Origin of the sequence: Pantoea sp. JK (assembly GCF_026130245.1) — a bacterium.
Lineage (GTDB): Bacteria > Pseudomonadota > Gammaproteobacteria > Enterobacterales > Enterobacteriaceae > Pantoea > Pantoea trifolii.
Map to the genome: position 1 here is coordinate 204809 of NZ_JAINFN010000007.1, position 20930 is coordinate 225738.

At 55.8% G+C, this 20930-nt stretch carries 20 protein-coding genes; 11 read left to right on the forward strand and 9 right to left on the reverse strand.

Annotated features, from left to right (window positions below; genetic code table 11):
- The first annotated feature begins 124 nt into the window (after positions 1-124).
- Positions 125-1549, forward strand: coding sequence for a dihydrolipoyl dehydrogenase (gene lpdA / locus PanJK_RS16515; RefSeq protein ID WP_265301230.1), 1425 nt, complete (start codon positions 125-127; stop codon positions 1547-1549).
- Between the two features lie 144 nt (positions 1550-1693).
- Here the strand turns inward: lpdA and PanJK_RS24020 are convergent, their stop codons facing one another.
- Positions 1694-1840: a Hok/Gef family protein gene (locus tag PanJK_RS24020; protein ID WP_137385164.1), complete on the reverse strand. Its 147-nt coding sequence runs from the start codon at positions 1838-1840 to the stop codon at positions 1694-1696.
- A 251-nt stretch (positions 1841-2091) separates the two neighbouring features.
- Entirely contained in the window at positions 2092-2769 is a 678-nt protein-coding gene (locus PanJK_RS16520; RefSeq protein WP_372340030.1) for a LysR family transcriptional regulator, read from the reverse strand.
- On the opposite strand from PanJK_RS16520, the gene PanJK_RS16525 reads away from it, so the two are divergent.
- From PanJK_RS16525 to yacL, 3 genes are all read left to right on the forward strand, one after another.
- Positions 2675-3247, forward strand: a complete 573-nt coding sequence (locus PanJK_RS16525) for an aldo/keto reductase (protein WP_414858946.1) — start codon at positions 2675-2677, stop codon at positions 3245-3247. The two genes, PanJK_RS16520 and PanJK_RS16525, sit on opposite strands and share 95 nt — an antisense overlap.
- A gap of 238 nt (positions 3248-3485) precedes the next feature.
- Positions 3486-6083, forward strand: a complete 2598-nt coding sequence (acnB, locus tag PanJK_RS16530) for a bifunctional aconitate hydratase 2/2-methylisocitrate dehydratase (protein WP_256695628.1) — start codon at positions 3486-3488, stop codon at positions 6081-6083.
- Between the two features lie 171 nt (positions 6084-6254).
- Entirely contained in the window at positions 6255-6617 is a 363-nt protein-coding gene (gene yacL / locus PanJK_RS16535) for a protein YacL (RefSeq protein ID WP_008108552.1), read from the forward strand.
- Between the two features lie 32 nt (positions 6618-6649).
- Here the strand turns inward: yacL and PanJK_RS16540 are convergent, their stop codons facing one another.
- From PanJK_RS16540 to PanJK_RS16555, 4 genes are all read right to left on the reverse strand, one after another.
- Positions 6650-7975: an MFS transporter gene (locus tag PanJK_RS16540; RefSeq protein WP_265301233.1), complete on the reverse strand. Its 1326-nt coding sequence runs from the start codon at positions 7973-7975 to the stop codon at positions 6650-6652.
- Positions 7976-8019: 44 nt separating this feature from the next.
- The gene (locus tag PanJK_RS16545; RefSeq protein ID WP_265301235.1) at positions 8020-8973 is read right to left on the reverse strand and encodes a phosphoglycerate dehydrogenase; all 954 of its coding nucleotides are present in this window, start codon (positions 8971-8973) and stop codon (positions 8020-8022) included.
- Positions 8974-9059: 86 nt separating this feature from the next.
- Positions 9060-9944: a dihydrodipicolinate synthase family protein gene (locus tag PanJK_RS16550; RefSeq protein WP_256695632.1), complete on the reverse strand. Its 885-nt coding sequence runs from the start codon at positions 9942-9944 to the stop codon at positions 9060-9062.
- 17 nt (positions 9945-9961) lie between these two features.
- Positions 9962-11110, reverse strand: coding sequence for an iron-containing alcohol dehydrogenase (locus PanJK_RS16555; protein ID WP_256695633.1), 1149 nt, complete (start codon positions 11108-11110; stop codon positions 9962-9964).
- Between the two features lie 182 nt (positions 11111-11292).
- Here PanJK_RS16555 and dtnK point away from each other — a divergent pair, with 182 nt between their 5' ends.
- From dtnK to PanJK_RS16570, 3 genes are read left to right on the forward strand one after another with little or no spacing between them, the layout of a single operon-like run.
- The gene (gene dtnK / locus PanJK_RS16560; protein WP_265301237.1) at positions 11293-12564 is read left to right on the forward strand and encodes a D-threonate kinase; all 1272 of its coding nucleotides are present in this window, start codon (positions 11293-11295) and stop codon (positions 12562-12564) included.
- On the forward strand, positions 12557-13537 hold the full coding sequence (locus PanJK_RS16565; protein ID WP_265301239.1) for a D-threonate 4-phosphate dehydrogenase: 981 nt from the start codon (positions 12557-12559) through the stop codon (positions 13535-13537). Before dtnK ends, PanJK_RS16565 begins: the two co-directional genes overlap by 8 nt.
- Before the next feature lie 6 nt (positions 13538-13543).
- A complete protein-coding gene (locus PanJK_RS16570) occupies positions 13544-14305 on the forward strand; it encodes a DeoR/GlpR family DNA-binding transcription regulator (protein ID WP_176970675.1) in 762 nt (253 codons plus the stop codon).
- Between the two features lie 185 nt (positions 14306-14490).
- On the opposite strand, the gene PanJK_RS16575 is transcribed toward PanJK_RS16570, so the two are convergent.
- Positions 14491-14838, reverse strand: coding sequence for a YacC family pilotin-like protein (locus tag PanJK_RS16575; protein ID WP_007888732.1), 348 nt, complete (start codon positions 14836-14838; stop codon positions 14491-14493).
- A 177-nt stretch (positions 14839-15015) separates the two neighbouring features.
- Here PanJK_RS16575 and cueO point away from each other — a divergent pair, with 177 nt between their 5' ends.
- Positions 15016-16605, forward strand: a complete 1590-nt coding sequence (gene cueO, locus PanJK_RS16580; protein WP_265301244.1) for a multicopper oxidase CueO — start codon at positions 15016-15018, stop codon at positions 16603-16605.
- On the opposite strand, the gene PanJK_RS16585 is transcribed toward cueO, so the two are convergent.
- Entirely contained in the window at positions 16598-17887 is a 1290-nt protein-coding gene (locus PanJK_RS16585; protein WP_256695637.1) for a cystathionine gamma-synthase family protein, read from the reverse strand. The genes cueO and PanJK_RS16585 overlap by 8 nt on opposite strands.
- A 165-nt stretch (positions 17888-18052) precedes the next feature.
- On the opposite strand from PanJK_RS16585, the gene hpt reads away from it, so the two are divergent.
- The 3 genes from hpt to PanJK_RS16600 all read left to right on the forward strand — a co-directional run bounded on the left by hpt (position 18053) and on the right by PanJK_RS16600 (position 20475).
- Positions 18053-18589, forward strand: a complete 537-nt coding sequence (gene hpt / locus PanJK_RS16590) for a hypoxanthine phosphoribosyltransferase (protein ID WP_176970671.1) — start codon at positions 18053-18055, stop codon at positions 18587-18589.
- 192 nt (positions 18590-18781) lie between these two features.
- The gene (locus tag PanJK_RS16595) at positions 18782-19708 is read left to right on the forward strand and encodes an ABC transporter ATP-binding protein (protein WP_008108526.1); all 927 of its coding nucleotides are present in this window, start codon (positions 18782-18784) and stop codon (positions 19706-19708) included.
- Positions 19705-20475, forward strand: coding sequence for an ABC transporter permease (locus PanJK_RS16600; protein ID WP_256695638.1), 771 nt, complete (start codon positions 19705-19707; stop codon positions 20473-20475). The genes PanJK_RS16595 and PanJK_RS16600 overlap by 4 nt, the downstream gene beginning before the upstream one ends.
- Positions 20476-20515: 40 nt before the next feature.
- Here PanJK_RS16600 and panD read toward each other — a convergent pair whose 3' ends face one another.
- The gene (gene panD, locus PanJK_RS16605) at positions 20516-20896 is read right to left on the reverse strand and encodes an aspartate 1-decarboxylase (RefSeq protein WP_007888760.1); all 381 of its coding nucleotides are present in this window, start codon (positions 20894-20896) and stop codon (positions 20516-20518) included.
- Between the last annotated feature and the right edge of the window lie 34 nt (positions 20897-20930).

Here is a 20930-nt window from a genome sequence, read left to right on the forward strand (position 1 = left end):
GCCGCGGTTGGCAGTTTGTTAACAATTCTGTAAACTCTCGCGGTGAAATGTCCCGGCGGATATAGGGCATTAGAGCTTGGGAAAAGCTTTCTCCTGACTGCCGGTAATCAAACAAGAGGTCATGATGAGTACAGAGATTAAAACTCAAGTCGTGGTACTTGGGGCAGGTCCTGCAGGTTACTCTGCAGCCTTCCGTTGCGCTGATTTAGGTCTGGAAACCGTAATCGTTGAGCGTTACAGCACCCTCGGCGGTGTTTGTCTGAACGTAGGCTGTATCCCGTCAAAAGCGCTGCTGCACGTCGCCAAAGTGATCGACGAAGCAAAAGCCCTGGAAGAGCACGGTATCGTGTTTGGCCAGCCGCAAACTGACATCGACAAAATTCGTTCGTGGAAAGAGAAGGTTATTAACCAGCTCACTGGCGGCCTCGCAGGCATGGCGAAAGGTCGTAAAGTGAAAGTGGTTACTGGCCTCGGCAAATTCACCGGTGCTAACACGCTGGTGGTTGAAGGTGAAGGTGGCGCAACCACCATTAACTTCGATAACGCGATCATCGCGGCCGGTTCTCGTCCAATCGAACTGCCATTCATTCCGCACAACGATCCGCGCGTGTGGGACTCTACCGATGCGCTGGAACTGAAAGAAGTGCCGAAGCGTCTGCTGGTAATGGGCGGCGGTATCATCGGTCTGGAAATGGCCACCGTTTATAAAGCGCTGGGTTCAGAGATCGACGTGGTTGAGATGTTTGACCAGGTGATCCCGGCTGCCGATAAAGACGTGGTGAAAGTCTTCACCAAGCGTATCAGCAAGAAATTCAACCTGATGCTGGAAACCAAAGTTACCGCTGTTGAAGCGAAAGACGACGGTATCTACGTTTCGATGGAAGGCAAAAAAGCCCCGGTCGATGCACAGCGTTACGACGCGGTGCTGGTGGCGATTGGCCGCGTACCGAACGGTAAAGGCCTTGATGCTGGTAAAGCAGGCGTGGAAGTGGACGATCGCGGCTTCATCCGCGTCGACAAGCAGATGCGCACCAACGTACCGCACATCTATGCTATCGGCGACATCGTGGGTCAGCCAATGCTGGCGCACAAAGGTGTGCACGAAGGCCACGTCGCGGCGGAAGTGATCTCGGGCCTGAAGCACTACTTCGACCCGAAAGTGATCCCATCCATTGCTTACACCGAGCCAGAAGTTGCCTGGGTGGGTCTGACCGAGAAAGAAGCCAAAGAGAAAGGCATCAGCTACGAAGTCTCCACCTTCCCGTGGGCAGCTTCAGGCCGTGCTATCGCGTCTGATTGTGCGGACGGCATGACCAAGCTGATTTTCGACAAAGAAACACACCGTGTTATCGGTGGTGCGATTGTCGGTACCAACGGCGGCGAGCTGCTGGGTGAAATCGGTCTGGCGATTGAAATGGGCTGTGATGCCGAAGATATCGCTCTGACCATTCACGCGCACCCGACGCTGCATGAGTCTGTCGGCCTGGCTGCCGAAGTGTTCGAAGGTAGCATCACTGACCTGCCGAATCCAAAAGCGAAAAAGAAATAAGTTTCCGCTTTGAATAAATTAACGGCTCCTTTAAGGGGCCGTTTTTTATTAGTGGTTCTATTTAAATAAACAAGTAAAAAAGGCGCGTGAGCTAACACATGCGCAATGCCGGAATAGCGGGAGCGAACCCCCGCTAGTGAAGTTTTACTGTTGTGCTTCGTAAGCCATAACAGCCGATAATTCAGCAGTGAATATCCGTAATCGTAACTCGCAGAGTGAACTGCGATTAACCAGACACAATCCTAATAGAATGAGCCCGCTGATAATCAGCTTGCTGAATATAGACTTCATAGTCACGTTCCTCTTGATTTAGCACGAGCAAGCGACTACCCTGACATTTCTCACGTGTAGGGAAGTGCGCTTGCCCGTGCGGTTAATGAAAGTTAACTGCACGGTTTCCGCTCTCCACAACCTACCTCAATAATTTCTGACTTAAGGCAGATTGCCTCAAGCGCCCGCAGGCAGTCTACGCCAAACTTCTTTTATTTCACCTTAATTTTTAAATTATTTATAATTAATGGATTTATATATTATCTAACCATTTAAATAGAATGCGTAATGGGTGTTTTTAAATAAAGGTTAATTTCTTTAAGCCAATCAATAAAATGCCTCAGTGGCGCGGAAAGATATTTACGACTCGGATAATAGAGCCAGAATCCTTCTTCTAACTGAGTGAAGTCCGCCAGTATTTCCACTAACTCACCGCGAATTAAATCTTCCCGCACCGTACCTTCATGCAGAAAGGCAATGCCCACGCCCGCACGCGCTGCCTGTAATATCCGCTCATTGTTATCCAGCACCAGCGACCCTTTTACCGCCACTTCCTGTTTGCGGCCATCCTGCCAGAATTCCCAGCGATAACGTCGTCCACTGGGAAAGCGTCGCTCAATGCAGGGAAACTGCAGCAGCTCAGCGGGTTGCTGTGGCGCCATGCTGCGCAATACGCCGCGTGGATCGCTGCGCAAGTCGTTGAGCTTGTCCACCGCTTGTGACAGATCGGCAAGCGCAGGCAAAGGGCGTTCTCCGGCTTCGGTGAGCGGCACTTTGCGTGTGGTGCGATTAAGCAGCCGCACACCCAAACGCGCTTCGAAATGGCGCATCGCGTGGCTCAGACTGGAGGGCGTGATGGCCGATCTGGTGCGGGAAGGGAAGGTGAGGTATCTCGGTTTGTCCGAGGTTTCATCCGCTACCTTGCGCTGCGCGCATGCGGTGCATCCGATTTCGGCGCTGCAAAGCGAATATTCGCTGTGGTCACGCGATCCGGAGCAAGATGTACTCGCTACCTGCCGTGAACTGAACGTCGGCTTTGTTCCGTATAGCCCACTGGGGCGCGGCTTCCTCACCGGGAAATTCCCGGCCGCCACAACCTTAGCGGAAGATGACTTCCGTCGTTCACTGCCGCGTTTTCAGCAGGATGCGCAGGCGCATAACCAAAAGTTAGTGAATCAGCTCACTGAGATGGCTGCAGGTTATGACGCAACCGCCGCTCAGCTGGCGTTGGCGTGGGTACTGGCACAAGGCGAGTTTATTGTGCCGATTCCTGGCGCCAGCAAAATCGCCCATCTGGAACAGAACTGCGCCGCCGCTGATTTAGCATTACGTCATGCGGATGTCGCCACGCTGGATGAGGTGTTTAGCGAGAAAAACATTCTGGGCCAGCGCTATAACGACAGCGAGTTTGTGCTGGTCGATCGTTAAAACTCTCCTCCGAAAATGAGAACTAGCAGGCTTTCAAAGCCTGCTTTTTTATGTGATCCCACTCAATTTGCAGATGAAGCTGCTAAAAAATGCACGAATGTTGCTTTTTTGTAAACAGATTAACAATCAGGCGAAATGCTGCTATGCTGCCCCACGCGGAACCGGGCACCTCACCCTACTGTTCGACAGCATCAAGGGGTGCACCGGAAAGCTATACAATGAGAGCGAGGAGAACGTCGTGCTAGAAGAATACCGTAAGCACGTTGCCGAGCGTGCTGCCCAGGGAATCGTACCTAAGCCGTTAGATGCTTCCCAGATGGCCGCGCTGGTTGAACTGCTAAAAAACCCGCCAGCGGGTGAAGAAGAATTCCTTACCGACCTGTTGGTCAATCGTGTTCCACCAGGTGTTGATGAAGCGGCGTATGTCAAAGCCGGTTTCCTGGCAGCTGTCACTAAGGGCGAAGCCCACTCTCCTCTGGTTACTCGCGAAAAAGCCGTTGAGCTGCTGGGCACCATGCAGGGAGGTTATAACATCCATGCGCTGATTGAAGCGTTAGAAGATGAAGCCTTAGCCCCCATCGCTGCCGAAGCCCTGTCTCACACGCTGCTGATGTTCGATAACTTCTACGATGTCGAAGAGAAAGCCAAAGCGGGTAACCCACACGCGAAAAAAATTATCCAGTCCTGGGCCGATGCCGAATGGTTCCTGAAGCGTCCAAAACTGGCTGAAAAAATCACTACCACCGTGTTCAAAGTGACCGGCGAAACCAACACCGACGACCTCTCTCCGGCGCCGGATGCATGGTCACGTCCGGATATTCCACTGCACGCGCTGGCAATGCTGAAAAACGCCCGTGAAGGCATCGAACCCGACGATGCGGGTAACATTGGCCCGATCAAACAGATCGAAGCACTGCAAACCAAAGGCTTCCCGCTGACCTATGTCGGCGACGTGGTCGGTACCGGTTCTTCGCGTAAATCTGCCACCAACTCGGTGCTGTGGTTTATGGGCGACGATATCCCTTACGTGCCAAACAAAAAGGGCGGCGGTCTGTGCCTCGGCGGTAAAATCGCTCCCATCTTCTTCAACACGATGGAAGATGCGGGTGCCTTGCCAATTGAGCTTGACGTTGATCGTCTGAATATGGGCGATGTCATCGACGTTTACCCATACAAAGGTGAAGTGCGCAATCACGAGACGGATGAAGTGCTGGCGACCTTCGAGCTGAAGACCGACGTGCTGCTGGACGAAGTCCGTGCTGGCGGTCGTATTCCGCTGATCATCGGTCGTGGCCTGACCACCAAAGCGCGCGAGTCATTGGGTCTGCCGCACAGCGATGTGTTCGTGCAAGCCAAAGATGTTGCCGCCAGCACCCGTGGTTACTCACTGGCGCAGAAAATGGTTGGCCGGGCGTGCGGCGTAGACGGTGTCCGTCCAGGCGCGTACTGCGAACCAAAAATGACCTCAGTCGGTTCTCAGGACACCACCGGTCCAATGACCCGTGATGAACTGAAAGACCTGGCGTGCCTCGGCTTCTCAGCTGACCTGGTGATGCAGTCATTCTGTCACACCGCCGCCTATCCGAAGCCGGTTGACGTGACCACCCACCATACGCTGCCAGACTTCATCATGAACCGTGGCGGCGTCTCGCTGCGTCCAGGTGATGGCGTTATCCACAGCTGGCTGAACCGTATGCTGTTGCCCGATACCGTTGGTACCGGCGGTGACTCACACACCCGTTTCCCAATTGGTATTTCCTTCCCGGCAGGTTCTGGTCTGGTAGCGTTTGCTGCTGCGACCGGCGTAATGCCGCTGGACATGCCGGAATCGGTACTGGTGCGCTTCAAAGGCGAAATGCAGCCGGGCATCACCCTGCGCGATCTGGTACACGCGATTCCGCTGTACGCGATCAAAGCGGGCCTGCTGACCGTTGAGAAGAAAGGTAAGAAAAACATCTTCTCTGGCCGCGTGCTGGAAATCGAAGGTCTGCCGAAACTGAAAGTTGAGCAGGCATTTGAGCTGACCGATGCCTCGGCTGAGCGTTCTGCTGCTGGCTGCACCATCAAGCTGGATAAAGAGCCGATCATCGAGTATCTGAACTCGAACATCGTGCTGCTGAAGTGGATGATCTCGGAAGGCTACGGCGATCGTCGTACGCTGGAGCGCCGCATTGAAGGCATGCAGAAATGGCTGGCCGATCCGCAACTGCTGGAAGGCGATGCGGATGCAGAATACGCGGCGGTGATCGACATCGATCTGGCCGAGATTAAAGAGCCAATTCTGTGCGCACCGAACGATCCAGACGACGCGCGTTGGTTGTCTGACGTGCAGGGCGAGAAGATCGACGAAGTGTTTATCGGTTCGTGCATGACCAACATTGGTCACTTCCGCGCGGCCGGTAAATTGCTGGATGCCCATAAAGGCCAGCTGCCAACCCGCTTGTGGGTTGCGCCGCCAACCAAAATGGACGCCGCACAGCTGACCGAAGAGGGCTACTACAGCGTCTTCGGTAAGAGCGGTGCGCGTATCGAGATTCCGGGCTGTTCACTGTGCATGGGTAACCAGGCGCGTGTGGCGGACGGCGCGACGGTGGTTTCCACCTCGACCCGTAACTTCCCGAACCGTCTGGGTACCGGCGCGAACGTCTTCCTGGCGTCGGCTGAACTGGCGGCGGTCGCTTCGCTGCTTGGCAAGCTGCCAACGCCGGATGAGTATCAGCAGTTCATGCTGCAGGTTGATAAGACCGCGGCTGACACTTACCGCTACCTCAACTTTGATCAGCTGGGACAATACACTGACAAAGCGGATAGCGTGATCTTCCAGACTGCCGTTTAATCGGCTATCGGGATGAACAAGGGACGATGAAAATCGTCCCTTTTTTTATGCCCTTTTTTCCGCTGACATCTCCAGGCATAATGCGAGCGCGATCCCACTTTATTCAGCGTGCTGCGCACAAAATGCATTTACACGGTGCCGCGCGGCGCGCCATCAGTATGAGGCAAACCCATGGAGTACGAATTTCTGCGTGATTTGACCGGTCAGGTCAAAGTGCGTATGTCGATGGACCACGAAGCGGTGGGGCACTGGTTCAACGAAGAGGTCAAAGACAATCTGCCGTTGCTGGATGAGGTTGAGGCCGCCGCCCAACAGGTGAAAGGCACTATCAATCAGTGGCAGCGTGTCGGGCATGAATACACGCTGTGGCTGGATGAAGAAGAGGTGATGATTCGCGCCAACCAGTTGGCGCTGGAAGATGACGGCATGGAAGAGGGCATGACCTATTACGATGAAGAGAGCCTCTCTTTCTGTGGCGTCGAAGATTTTCTCGCGGTGATTGCCGCTTATCGGCTGTTTATCGCCGGTAAATAACGTAGGGTCGCCATTCATGGCGACCCAGCCGATCACCGCGCCGCGCCGCTTGCAACCGAATGTGAATGTGAAACCTGTTCCTCATCGACGATAGGTTCAACGTTACCCATCAGGAACAGATAGTTAAGGATGCCAATCACCACCAGCACCGCCGAGAACACCAGCGCCCAGGTAAAATGACCGGTTGCGCCAACTATCGCGCCGGTAATGATCGGTCCCACCGCGCCGCCCATGTTGGATACGGTATTCTGCAGGCCCGCGACAATCGACACGCTGTTTTGCGGCGCCACATCACCCGGCAACGCCCACACTTGTGATGCCGCTACGGTGGTGCCGGATTTGGCGATACACAGCAGCAGCACGGTCATAAACACCGAATCAGTGAACGGGGCAAAGCCGATGCACAGCGCCATCAATAGGCCGATGGTGAGGAACAGTTTGCGTGTGGCGGTCAGCGACAGCACTTTGTTATGCACCATGCGATCCGATGCCCAACCCGCCAGCACTTCAATCACCATGCCGCAGATCAGCGGCAGCGCAGCCACCATCCCCATTTTGAGAAAATCCATACCTTTATCTTTCACCAGATAGGTCGGCAGCCAGGTGATAAAGAAATAGGAGGTGTAATTGATGGTGAAGAAGCCAATGCACATCGCCCAGATATTGCGGTAGCGCAGCAGTTTGTACCACTTCATCGGACGCACGCTTTTATCGCCGTGCTTCTGCGCCTGGCCGCCACGGATGAAGCGCACTTCTTCTTTACTGATCGACTTATGATCTTCCGGGTTCTCGGCGTAGATAAAGTACCAGGCAATCACCCAGAACAAGCCGAGCGCACCAATCGCCAGGAAGGTCAGACGCCAGTCAAACAGGGCGATCATAAAGACGATCAGCGGCATGGCCACCGCACCACCAAACTTGGAGGCGCTGTCAAACAGGCCAGAAACCGTGGCGCGTTCACGATCCGGGAACCAGCGCGCGGTAATACCGGCGTTGCTGGGATAGGCGGCGGCTTCACCGACGCCGAGGGCTAAACGCAGCGCCAGCAGCGATTTAAAACCGGTGGCGAGGCCCATCGCCATGGTCGCGATTGACCACCAGCCGACGGCGATGCCGAGACCTTTTTTCTGACCGAAGCGATCGGCGAACCAGCCCGCCGGGATCTGCAATAGCGCATACGACCAGAAGAACGCCGCCATGATGAAGCCCATCATTTCAGGATTGATATCGAGCTCTTTGATCAGATGCGGTGCCGCTGCCGAGAGCACGGTGCGGTCAATGTAGTTAATGGCGATGGCCAGCCACATCAGGCCAGCAATCCACCAACGGATACGACTCGAGCGCGCAGAGTTAGTCATAATAATTATCCACTCGAAAAAGGGTTACAGAGAAAGGCGGCGTGTTATTCCAGCCCGTTCATCACGTTGATTGGGCGTTCGCCCTGTTGGATGCACTGCACAATTTGCGACACGCAACGTTCACCAATCGCGCTGATTGCACCGTCGGTGTAACCGGCAATGTGCGCAGTGGGAATGAAGTTGCCGAGCGTGAACAGCGGATGCTCGCTCAGTGGTTCCTGCACAAACACATCGGCCGCCGCACCGGCAATCACGTTATCCAGCAGCGCCTGATAAAGATCCTGCTCGTTCACCACGCCGCCGCGTGAGGCATTAATCAGGAAGGCATTTTTCTTCATGCGTTTGAGGCGCGCGGCATCAAACAGATTGTGCGTTTTGTCGGTAAGCGGCATGTGCAGAGTGATGAAATCGCTGGTTGCGGTCAGCTGATCCAGCGTGACGAATTCGATGCCGTGCTCGGCAGCAAACTGCTCATCGGGATAAAAATCGAACGCGATCACCCGCATGTTGAAGCCTGTGGCGCGCAGCGCAACCTGCTTGCCAATATTACCCAGCCCGATGATGCCCAGCGTTTTGCCGTAGACGTCGGTGGCAAAAATTCGCGGCCAGCTACCCGCGCGAGTTTCGATGGTGGCTTGAGTGATTTGACGCGCGCTGTTGAGGATCAACGCAAAAGCGAAATCGGCAACCGCGTGTTTGTTGGCATCGGGCACATTGGTGACGTAAATACCGCGTGCGCGCGTCGCTTCCAGATTGATGTTGTCGACGCCAACGCCGTGCTTACAGACGATTTTCAGCTGCGGCGCTAACGCCAGCAGTTCTTGGTTGATGTCGGTAAAGGCCACGATCATCGCCACGGTGTTAGCCAGATGCGGCTCAAGTGCGCTTAGCGGCGCATCGGCGGGCAGCATGATCAGCTCAAAACCGTGCTGCTGCAGCGTTGCTATCGGCGTCGCGTCATATTTCGCAAACGACGGTGAAGTGCAGATGACTTTCATAATTCTTCCCGATGTTGAAAAAAACAGATAACAGCCGGTGCCAGGGTCGCCATTGATGACGACCTGGCTGGCTACTCACCTGAAAATTACTGCAAATACTGATTCACAATCTGGCGGATCTTCTGCTCTTCTTCGGCAGAGAAACTCACCGCGTAGCGGCTGTCGCCAACCTCAAAGCCCAGCAGCGTCACCGCTTTTTTTACTGCGGCGGGAGAGAAGCCCACGCTATACAGATCGGTGCGCAGACCGGTGACATTCTCCTGCGCCAGGCGCGAACCTTCGATATCGCCGGCATGAAAGCGTGCCCAAATCGCATTGATCTCTTTTGGCGCCACGTTAGCTAGACCCGAAATACAGGCCGAGCAACCGTCGACAAAGCCCTGATGAATCAACGAATCCGGGCCGTTCAGCACATCAAAACTGTCGATTCCTACAGCCGCTTGCAGGAAGCCGCTCAGGCTTTCATAGCTGCCGGCGCTGTCTTTGATGCCGATGATGTTCGGGTGCGCGGCCAGCGTGCGTACGGTTTCTGGCTGCAACGTGTTGCCGGTGCGTGCCGGAATGTTGTAGAGGAACAGCGGCACGTCGATGGCGTCGGCCACCGCGCGATAGTGGGCAATCAGCTCTTCCTGTTTCAGTGGCACGAAATAGGGCGTGATCACCGAAACCGCATCCACGCCCAGCTTCGCCACTTGTTTCCCAAGGCGAATGGTTTCACGCGTGGAGATCTCGCCAATGTGCGCCACCACCGGCGCGCTGCCGTTCACTTCATCAACACAGGTTTGCGTCACCGCCAGCTTCTCCTGTTCGTTCAGCACGAAGAATTCGCCGTTGGTGCCGCCGCAGAAGATGCCGTTGCCAGCGCTTAACTGACGTTTAACCTGTTCGCGTTGGGCGGCTGGATTGAATGCGCCGTCGCGATCGAAAGTAGTGACGATGGCGGTTAACACGCCCTGAATTTTCTTGCTCATGTTGTCCTCGATAATCCTTAGTGATTTAAAGCCGGAAATAGCGTCAGGTAGACGTTGCGTACGTCATCGGCGCCCACTTTCATCGGTACATTCTTCATCAGGCGCTGCACGTCGAGCGCGGCTTCCACCAGATACGGCAGATGATCCGGGCCGATACCCAGCTCTTCCAGGCTGGCGGGCAGCTTCAGGCGTTTCACCAGCGCGGCAAAGTACGCCACCAGCGCGTGGGATTTAGCTTCGTCGTCCAGCGAGGTATCGGCATCCGGTAGCAAATCGTAAACCTGAGCGAATTTGCTCACCGCCGCCGGACGCACAAAGCGCATGCAGGGTGCGAGCAGAATGGCATTGGCGACGCCGTGCGGCAGGTGATATTTGCCGCCCAGCGGATAAGACATCGCATGTACCAGATGCGTACCGGCATGCGCAATCGATGCGCCACCGTAATAAGACGCCCACAGCATATTCAGGCGCGCTTCAAGGTTATCCGGCTCAGCGAGGGTGGTTTCGAGGCTGGCAAACAGCTTTTTCATGCCGATCAGCGCATAGTTATCGCTCACCGGATTCGACACGGTAGCGGTAAAGCACTCGATTAAATGGCACAGCGCATCGATACCGGTTGAAGAGGCGATGTGCGGTGGCATGCTGGTGGTGAGCTCTGGCACCAGCGCGACATAATCTGGCAGCATCACCGGCGAGATTATGCCGACTTTGGTCTCTTTCTCAGGGATTGCCAGAATCGCATTGGGCGTGGCTTCTGAGCCGGTACCTGCGGTAGTGGGGATCAGCAGCGAAGTGGTGCGCGTCTGCGGCTTTTCACCCGCCAGCAGCGCGTCCAGTGTTGGCGCGCCTTCAACACACAGAATCGACAGCAGCTTGGCGACGTCCAGTACGCTGCCACCGCCGACGCCAATCACCAAATCCACATCAGTACTCGGCAGCGCGGCGACAATGGCCGCCACATCGTGCTGGCTGGGCTCTGGCGGCACCGTATTGACGATGCTCAGGCTGGCAATCTGCTGCTTCAGCTGGGCGATTAGCGTCTGCACCGCCGGAATGCCTTCGATATTCTTATCGGTCACCAGCAGCGCTTTTTCTTTACCTTGCAGTAAATAGCTGAGGTCATTAAGCGCCTGAAAGCCACTGATCACGGTGCTGTTGATATTCATCTCTTACCCTTACGTTTTTTGCGCTGAATGATTAAGTTTGCTCATGCAGCGCGAGGTCTATCACTACAGTGCCTAATTTTATAGGACAAATTGATTTCGATTAATTTGATCTTGCTCACATATAATCAATCATGATTGAATATAATCATTGCAGCACGACAGCGGCCGGAACAGGAGAGAGCATGACTTTACCGCCATGGAAAACGCCAGTCCTGGTGATTGCCGATGATTTTACCGGCGCCAATGACGCGGGCAGCGGGCTGGCACAAGCCGGGGCGCGAGTGCATGTGCTGTTTGATAGCAGCACGCCGCATGACGCTGATGTCGCCGATGTGCTGGTCATCAGCACCGATAGCCGTGCGCTCAGCGAACAGGAAGCGGCCCGGCGCACGCGGGCGGCGATTGAGCAACATCAGGCCATCGCTAATGACGGTTGGTTGTTCAAGAAGATTGATTCCACGCTGCGCGGCAATCCCGGCGCGGAAATCGCCGCCGCAATGCAGGCCAGCGGCAAAACATTAGCCTTAGTGGTGCCGGCGGTGCCGAAGCTTGGACGCACCACGCGGGCGGGGGAAGTGTGGATCCACCAGCAACGTCTGATCGACAGCGAATTCGCCAGCGATCCTAAAACGCCGGTCACCAGCGGCCATGTGCTGACGCGATTGCAGATGCAGAGCGCCTTGCCGGGTGAAACCCTCGATCTCGCCACGCTGCGTGGCGACCAGCTGGCGCAGGTGCTGGCCAGCAAGCAAGGTTTGCTGGTGGTGGATATCGAGCAGGACGCCGACATTGCCTTATTAATGGCTGCGGCAGCCACGCTGGAGACGCGTCCATTGCTGGCCGGTGCGTCCGGGCTCAGCGATGCGCTTGGCGCGATGCTGGCGGCGCGTCAGCCGCGTCCGGTGCTGGCGGTGGTTGGCTCGATGAGCGCGATTGCGCAGCAGCAGATTACGTGCCTCGCCAGCCAGCGCGACATCCGCGTTATCGATATTGATATCCGCCAGCTTTTTGCCCAACCGGCCTGGCCGCAGGCTGAACAGTGGCAGCAGGCGATGCAGCAGGCGCTGCACGACGGCGCGCATTGCGTGGTGCGCACTACGCAACATGCCGATCAGCGCCACGAGATCGAGCAGTTGTGCCAACAGCATCAGGTTTCACGTCAGCTATTGGGCGAGCGCATCTGCCAGTTTCTCGCGCAGTTAACCCGCCGCGTGTGCCGCAGGGCGCAGCCTGCCGGGCTGTATCTCTCTGGCGGTGATGTGGCGATTGCCGTGGCGCAGGCGTTTGGCGCGAGCGGTTTCCAGATTCAGGGCCTTGTGGCGGGCTGCGTGCCGCACGGGGTTTTGCTTAACAGTGAATTACACCTGCCGGTGATGACCAAAGCAGGTGGCTTTGGTGACGAAAACACCCTGGTAGAAGCCATTCGTTTTATTGAGGAGAAGTCGAGTGAGTAAAATTATTGCGATTACCATGGGCGATCCGGCGGGCATTGGCCCGGAGATCATCATTAAAGCGCTGGCAGAAGGTGAGTTAGCGGGCGTGCCTGCGGTGGTGGTGGGTTGCGCCAACACGCTGCGTCGGGTAATGGGACTCAATGTCACGCCGCAGGCTGAACTGCGCGTGCTCGACCAGGTCAAGGATGCGCACTTCGCGCCCGGCATCATCAACGTGATTGATGAGCCGCTGGCGGATGCCGCCGCGCTGCAGCCCGGCGTGGTGCAGAAAGAGGCGGGCGATTTGGCCTGGCGTTGCGTCAAACGCGCCACCGAACTGGCGCTGGCTGGCGACGTGCAGGCGATCGCCACCGCACCGTTAAATAAAGAGGCGCTGCACTCAGCGGGGCATATCTATCCCGGCCACACCGAACTGCTGGCGCAACTGACCAACACCAAAAATTACGCCATGGTGCTCTACACCGATAAGCTGAAAGTGATTCACGTCACCACGCATATTGCGCTGCGTAAGTTCCTCGATACCTTAAACGGCGAGCGCATTCAAACGGTGATCGGCATGGCCGACAGCTTCCTGCGCCGCGTCGGTTTCGACCAGCCGCGCATCGCGGTGGCAGGCGTTAATCCGCATGCCGGTGAAAACGGTCTGTTTGGTGATGAAGAGATCACCATCGTCGCGCCTGCCATTAACGCCATGAAAGCGCAGGGCATTGATGTCAGCGGCCCGTGTCCGCCCGATACCGTGTTCCTGCAGTGTCAGGAAGGACAGTACGATATGGTGGTAGCGATGTACCATGACCAAGGGCATATCCCGCTGAAATTACTAGGCTTTTATGATGGTGTTAACATCACTGCGGGCCTGCCGTTTATCCGCACCTCGGCGGACCACGGCACCGCGTTTGATATCGCCTGGACAGGTAAAGCGAACTCTGCGAGCATGGCGATCTCCATTAAACTCGCGATGCAGCTTGCATAGGGAAATATGAAGGGACAAAGCCGTCTCGACCAGATTATGGATTATCTGAAGAGCCATAATTTGGTCACTGTTGAACAACTGGTGAGCGCTATTTCCGCCTCGCCAGCGACGATCCGCCGCGATCTGATCAAGCTGGATAAAGAGGGCGTTATTAGCCGCAGCCACGGCGGCGTTACGCTGAATCGCTTTATCCCCAATCAGCCGACCACGCTGGAGAAGATGCAGCGCAACCTCGCCGAGAAGCAGGCCATCGCGCAGTTTGCCGCCAGCTACGTGCAATCGGGTGATGCGGTGGTATTGGATGCCGGTACGACCATGCTGGAGCTGGCGCGCCAGCTGACGCACCTCAAGCTGCGGGTGATCACTGCCGATCTGCACATCGCGCTGTTTCTGTCCGAGTTTAAGCAAATCGAAACCACCATTATTGGTGGACGCATTGATGATTCCAGCCAGTCATGTATTGGTGAACATGGACGCCGCCTGCTACGCAGCATCAATCCCGACATCGCCTTTGTCAGCTGCAACTCGTGGAGCATCGAACGCGGGATTACCACGCCAACCGAAGATAAAGCCGGATTGAAGATGGATCTGCTGGCTAATGCGCGCCGCCGCGTTCTGCTGGCGGACAGCAGCAAGTACGGTTCATGGTCACTGTATTGCGCCGCGCCGATTGATAGCCTGACCGATGTGGTGACGGATGCGCGTCTGGATGAAGCGGTGTGCCGCGATCTGCGCGAGCGAGGTATTGGATTGGAGTTAACGGTTTAGATTCAGATTGGGAGTGTGCTGGCTATCCCCCATCCCGGCCTTCCCCCGCCAGCGGGGGAAGGAGACGCTGCCACATGCAACTCCTAACTACCATTTTGCAGCATCTTCCTCCCCCACTTGTGGGGGAGGACCGAGGAGGGGGACTGCGGGCACCAACCGAGTCAGCGTACAGCGGGCACTCAGAATTACTTAACGTAAGCCAGCAAACTCAGCGAATCGCGCGCCAGCGACTTACACTTCTTGTCGTTGGTAATGGCGATACCGCTCAAATCCTTGTAGCTCTCTTCGCCCAGCGACTTCATGTTGTAATTGCTGTAGTTGCTTAAATCCCAACGGTTTTGTTGGGCGAAAAACACCAGCGCTTTACGAATCTGAGCGTCCGGCAAATCCTGATAGCCACAATCGTTCTTGAGATAAACGAACACGGCGGTGAGGTCGGCCAGATCTTCTGCTTCGGATTCGCTCAGGGCAAAACTGGTGGAGGAGAAGCCAAGGAGTCCCGCCAGCAGCAGGATCTTGATGCTTTTCGTCATAATGATTCTCAACAAGGGACAATTTATTGACGTTAGCACAGTTATTGCCGGTATTCCGCTAAATTTGCCCTTTCGGGCCATTCCCACCATTTTTATCAGCGCATTCTGTTTCAGGACTTGACCCTCCCGCAGGGTAAAGGTTTACGCTGTGCCCTTATTCACGACAAGGATAAGAATATGCAACGTCGTCATTTTCTAAAGTTGACTGCCGCACTCAGCGCCGCCGGTGCGCTGCCGCTATGGAGCCGCTCACTAATGGCCGCCACGCGCCCATTATTGCCGATTCCCTCTATTTTGCAGCCTGATGCACGCGGGCAATACACCTTAACCGCCATGACCGGCAGCAGCCAATGGAATGGCAAAGCGGTGCCAACCTGGGGATACAACGGTGGCTTGCTCGGGCCTGCGCTGCGTCTGCAACGTGAAAAAGCGGTTACGGTGAATATCCATAATCAGCTGCCAGAAGCCACCACCTTGCACTGGCATGGGCTGGAAATTCCCGGCGACGTCGATGGCGGCCCGCAAGGGATTATTGCACCCGGTGCAACGCGTCAGGTGAGTTTCACCCCTGATCAACCCGCCGCGACCTGCTGGTTCCATCCGCATCTACACGGTAAAACCGGTTATCAGGTGGCGCAAGGTCTGGCCGGTTTGGTGCTGCTGGAGGATGAAGCGTCCGGCAAATTGCGTCTGCCAATGCAATGGGGCGAAGATGATGTGCCGCTGATTTTCCAGGATAAGCAGTTGAATAAAGCGGGAACGCAAATCGATTATCAGCTCGATATCATGCGTGCCGCCGTCGGCTGGTTCGGCGATATGATGCTGACCAACGGCGTGCAATATCCGCAGCATGCGGTGCCGCGCGGCTGGCTGCGTCTGCGGTTACTCAATGGCTGTAACGCGCGTTCGCTGCATATCGCCACCAGCGATCAACGTCCGCTGTATGTGATCGGCAGCGACGGCGGTTTGCTGGCCGAACCGGTGAAAGTGGAGAGCTTGCCGCTGCTGCCGGGCGAACGTTTTGAAGTGCTGGTGGATACGTCAGATGGCAAAGCCTTTGACGTGGTGACGTTGCCAGTCACGCAGATGGGCATGACGCTGGCACCGTTCGATCAACCGCTGCCGCTGGTCAACATTCTGCCGCTGCGCGTGCTGGCCAGCGGCACGTTACCGGACAAGCTGGTGGATCTGCCACCGATTCCTGCCACCGAAGGTCTGCAAAGCCGCTGGCTGCAGCTGATGATGGATCCGCAGCTTGATCAGCAAGGCATGCAGGCGTTGATGGATCGCTACGGCGATAAAGCCATGGGTGAGATGAAAATGGATCATGGCAATATGGATATGAGTCACAGCGCCAAGCCGATGGATCATGGCGACATGGCGATGGATCACGGCAGCCACGGTAAAACCGCCGCCTACGATTTCCACAACGGCAACAAGATCAACGGTCAGGCATTTAACATGACCAAGCCGATGTTCAATGTCGAATTGGGCAAGCTGGAGAAGTGGACGATTTCCGGTGAAGGCGATCACATGCTGCATCCGTTCCACATTCACGGCACGCAGTTCCGCATCCTGTCAGAAAACGGCAAGCCGCCCGCGCCGCATCGCGCCGGCTGGAAAGACATGGTTAGCGTTAACGGTTGGCGCAGCGAAGTGCTGGTGCGCTTCAACTATGTCGCTAACGCCGACAATGCCTACATGGCGCATTGTCATCTGCTGGAACATGAAGATACCGGCATGATGCTCGGTTTTAGCGTCAGTTAACCGAGGCTTCCAGCGCCAGGCGCATATCCTCAATCAAGTCGTCAGGATGTTCGATACCAATCGACAAGCGCACGGTCGCGTCGGTGATGCCAATGCGTTGCCGCACATCCTGCGGCACGCCCGAATGGGTGGTGCTGGCAGGATGGCTGGCGAGCGATTCGGTGCCGCCGAGGCTCACCGCCAGCTTGAACAGTTCCAGCGCATTCAGGAAACGGAACGCCGCCGCTTGCCCGCCACGAATATCAAACGAGAAGGTTGAGCCCGCGCCGCTGCACTGGCGCTGCCAGGTTTTGCCCGCCGGACTTTCAGCCGCCAGATATGGCAGCCAATACAGTTTTTCCACCTGCGGATGATCGCGCAAAAACGCCGCCACTTTCTCGGCATTGCTGGTGGCTTTCTCCATGCGCAGCGACAGCGTTTCCAGCGAACGACCAATCATCCAGCTGGAGTGCGGATCCAGCTGCGTGCCGATGGCGCTGCGCAGCGAACGCACTTTGCCGACCAGCGCTTCGCTCCCCAGTACCGCACCGGCAATCAGATCCGAATGGCCGCCGACATATTTGGTCAGGGAATAGAGCGACAAATCCGCGCCGTGCTGCAACGGACGTTGAAACAGTGGGCCGAGCAATGTGTTATCGCAGGCGAGAATCGGCCGTGAACCTTGCTGCTGCGCAATCACATCCGCCACCTGCTGCATCAACTGAATATCCACCAAACTGTTGGTCGGATTGGCGGGCGTCTCAATCAAAATCAGCGCCACGCGTCCGCGCTGCCACGCCAGTTTCGCCGCTTCATGCACTTTATCTTCGTCGGTGCCATCGCTGAATCCCACTGCTTTGATCTCTAAATCGTGCAGCGTTTTGCTCAACAGCGTTTCGGTGCCGCCATACAGCGGCTGGGAATGCAGAATCACTTCACCCGGACGCGCAAATGTCAGCAGCGTGGTGGCAATGGCCGACATGCCGGAAGAGAACAGCGCCGCGCTTTCCGCGCCTTCGTACACCGCCAGCCGATCCTCCACGATTTCGCTGTTGGGATGGTTGAAGCGCGAGTAGACCAGCCCGCCAGTTTTGCCTTCTGGCGGTTGTTTGCGTCCGGCGACGAAATCGAAAAAGTCCTGTCCCTCTTCGGCGCTGTTAAACACAAAGGTGGAGGTGAGAAATACCGGTGGTTTCACCGCGCCTTCCGATAACTGCGGATCGTAACCGTAATTCAGCATCTGCGTTTCCGGGTGCAACGCGCGCGTACCAATCGTGGTTTTTTTACTGGATGAAGCGGTCATAGGAACTCCAGAACTCGGCGGTGAAAGGGCGGACAGGTTCCTACAGTTAACGCCAGTGCGATAAATTTCGCCACGGAATCGTTTGCGTTCTGTGCGCGGCGTTAGACGCTGGCTCGACTGTGATAGACTTCGTGGCTTTCCAAAAACCGTAACTGGACGCATGCAATGAAACATACCGTCGACGTGATGATCTCCGAGCAAGAGATCGCAACCCGAATTGCCGAACTGGGCAAGCAGATTAACGAGCACTACCGCGACAGCGGCAGCGAAATGGTGCTGGTGGGTTTGCTGCGCGGCTCCTTTATGTTTATGGCCGATCTGTGCCGCGCCATCGACGTGCCGCATGAAGTCGACTTTATGACTGCGTCAAGCTACGGCAGCGGTATGTCGAGCAGCCGCGATGTGAAAATCCTCAAAGATCTCGATGAAGATATTCGTGGCAAAGATGTGCTGATCGTGGAAGACATCATCGATTCCGGCAACACGCTGAGCAAAGTGCGTGAGATTCTGCGCCTGCGCGAGCCAAAGTCACTGGCGATTTGTACTTTGCTGGATAAGCCCGAGCGCCGCGAAGTGGACGTCACCGTCGAATACGTGGGCTTCACCATTCCCGATGAGTTCGTGGTGGGCTTTGGTATTGATTACGCTCAGCGCTATCGCCATCTGCCGTATATCGGCAAAGTTATCCCGACCGGTGAATAACCGCACAATCGTCCAAGGCTAATCTCCCCCGCCTGCGATACACTGCGCAGCCCGTGAGTCAACGACTTAGGGGCTGGCTTCACTCTCTGCTAAACTCCATTGATTTCTTAATGTTAATGACCGCGACATCGTTCGTGCGCATTACCATTTTCATAGGCCTTTGATGTCTCTACAACAAGGTATGGATTCGCAATGACATATGCACTGGAAATTTCCGGGCTGACCAAAACCTATCCCGGCGGCGTTCAGGCGCTGAAAGGACTCGATCTCAACGTGGAAGCCGGCGATTTTTACGCTCTGCTGGGGCCAAACGGCGCCGGAAAATCCACCACCATCGGTATTATCAGCTCGTTAGTGAATAAAACCGGCGGTAGCGTGCGCGTGTTTGGCTATGACCTGCAAAAAGACGTGGTCAACGCCAAGCGTCAGCTCGGGCTGGTGCCGCAGGAGTTCAACTTCAACCCGTTTGAAACCGTGATGCAGATTGTGGTCAATCAGGCCGGTTACTACGGCGTTGAACGTGCCGAAGCCAATAAACGCGCGGAAAAATACCTCAATCAGCTCGATCTGTGGGGCAAACGCAACGAACGTGCGCGCATGCTTTCGGGCGGTATGAAGCGTCGTCTGATGATCGCGCGTGCGCTGATGCATGAGCCGAAGCTGCTGATCCTCGACGAACCGACCGCGGGCGTGGATATCGAACTGCGCCGTTCGATGTGGAGTTTCCTGAAAGAGCTGAATATCAAAGGCACCACCATCATCCTCACCACGCACTATCTGGAAGAGGCGGAGATGCTGTGCCGCAACATTGGCATTATTCAGAGCGGCGAGCTGGTGGAAAACACCTCAATGAAGGGATTGCTCTCTAAGCTGCAATCCGAAACCTTTATTCTTGATCTGGCACCGCGCAGCCCGCTGCCGCAGCTGGAGGGCTTCCAGTATCGTCTGGTCGATACCTCTACGCTGGAAGTGGAAGTGATGCGCGAGCAAGGTCTCAACAGCGTGTTCAGCCAGCTGAGCGCGCAGGGCGTGCAGGTGCTGAGCATGCGCAATAAAGCGAACCGCCTTGAGGAGCTGTTCGTCAGCCTGACACAGGGAAAAACAGGAGTGAAAGCATGACGCACTTGTATTGGGTGGCGCTCAAGAGCATCTGGAGCAAAGAGATTAACCGCTTCGCCCGGATCTGGATTCAGACGCTGGTGCCGCCGGTGATCACCATGACGCTCTACTTCATCATCTTCGGCAACCTGATTGGTTCACGCATCGGCGATATGCACGGTTTCAGCTACATGCAGTTTATCGTGCCGGGCCTGATCATGATGGCGGTGATCACCAACGCTTACGCCAACGTGGCGTCATCGTTCTTTAGCGCCAAGTTCCAGCGCAACATCGAAGAGCTGCTGGTGGCGCCGGTACCAACCCACATCATCATCGCCGGTTATGTCGGCGGCGGCGTGGCGCGCGGCGTGTGCGTGGGGATTTTGGTGACCGCGATTTCGCTGTTCTTCGTGCCGTTCCACGTGCATTCGTGGTCGATGGTAGCGGTGACGCTGCTGCTGACGGCGATTCTGTTCTCGCTGGCGGGCCTGCTGAATGCGGTATTTGCGCGCACTTTTGACGATATCAGCCTGATTCCGACCTTCGTGCTGACGCCGTTAACCTACCTCGGCGGCGTGTTCTATTCGCTGACGTTGCTGCCACCGTTCTGGCAAGCGGTGTCGAAGCTGAATCCGGTGGTGTATATGATCAGCGGCTTCCGTTACGGTTTCCTCGGCATTAACGATGTGCCGTTGGTGTTTACCCTGTCGGTGCTGATCGCCTTTATCGTGGTGTTTTATGTGTTGGTGTATTCGTTGATTCAGCGTGGCAGAGGATTGCGGACGTAAAAAAACAAGGGCGCGGTATAAAAACCGCGCCCTTGTTATATCAGGCGACCTGAACCGGTAACGCTTTGGCGAGGCGCTTCATTTCGTTATCGCCTTCAAAGTAGGCGACTTTCGGCTGCCAGCTGCGCGCGACTTCATCTTCTACCTGCACGTAAGAGCAGATGATCATGATATCGCCGGCGCAGGCGCAACGCGCGGCGGCACCGTTGACTGAGATAATCTTCGAGCCACGTTCAGCGGCAATCGCGTAGGTGGAAAAACGCTGACCGTTGGTGACGTTGTAGATGTCGATGGCTTCGTATTGCAGAATGCCAGAGGCGTCGAGGAAATCCTGGTCAATGGCGCAGGAACCTTCGTAATGCAAATCTGCCTGAGTGACTTTAACGCGATGCAGTTTGCCTTGAAGTACGGTGCGAATCATAACTGTCTAACCTTGTTAAGCTGCCAATAAACGA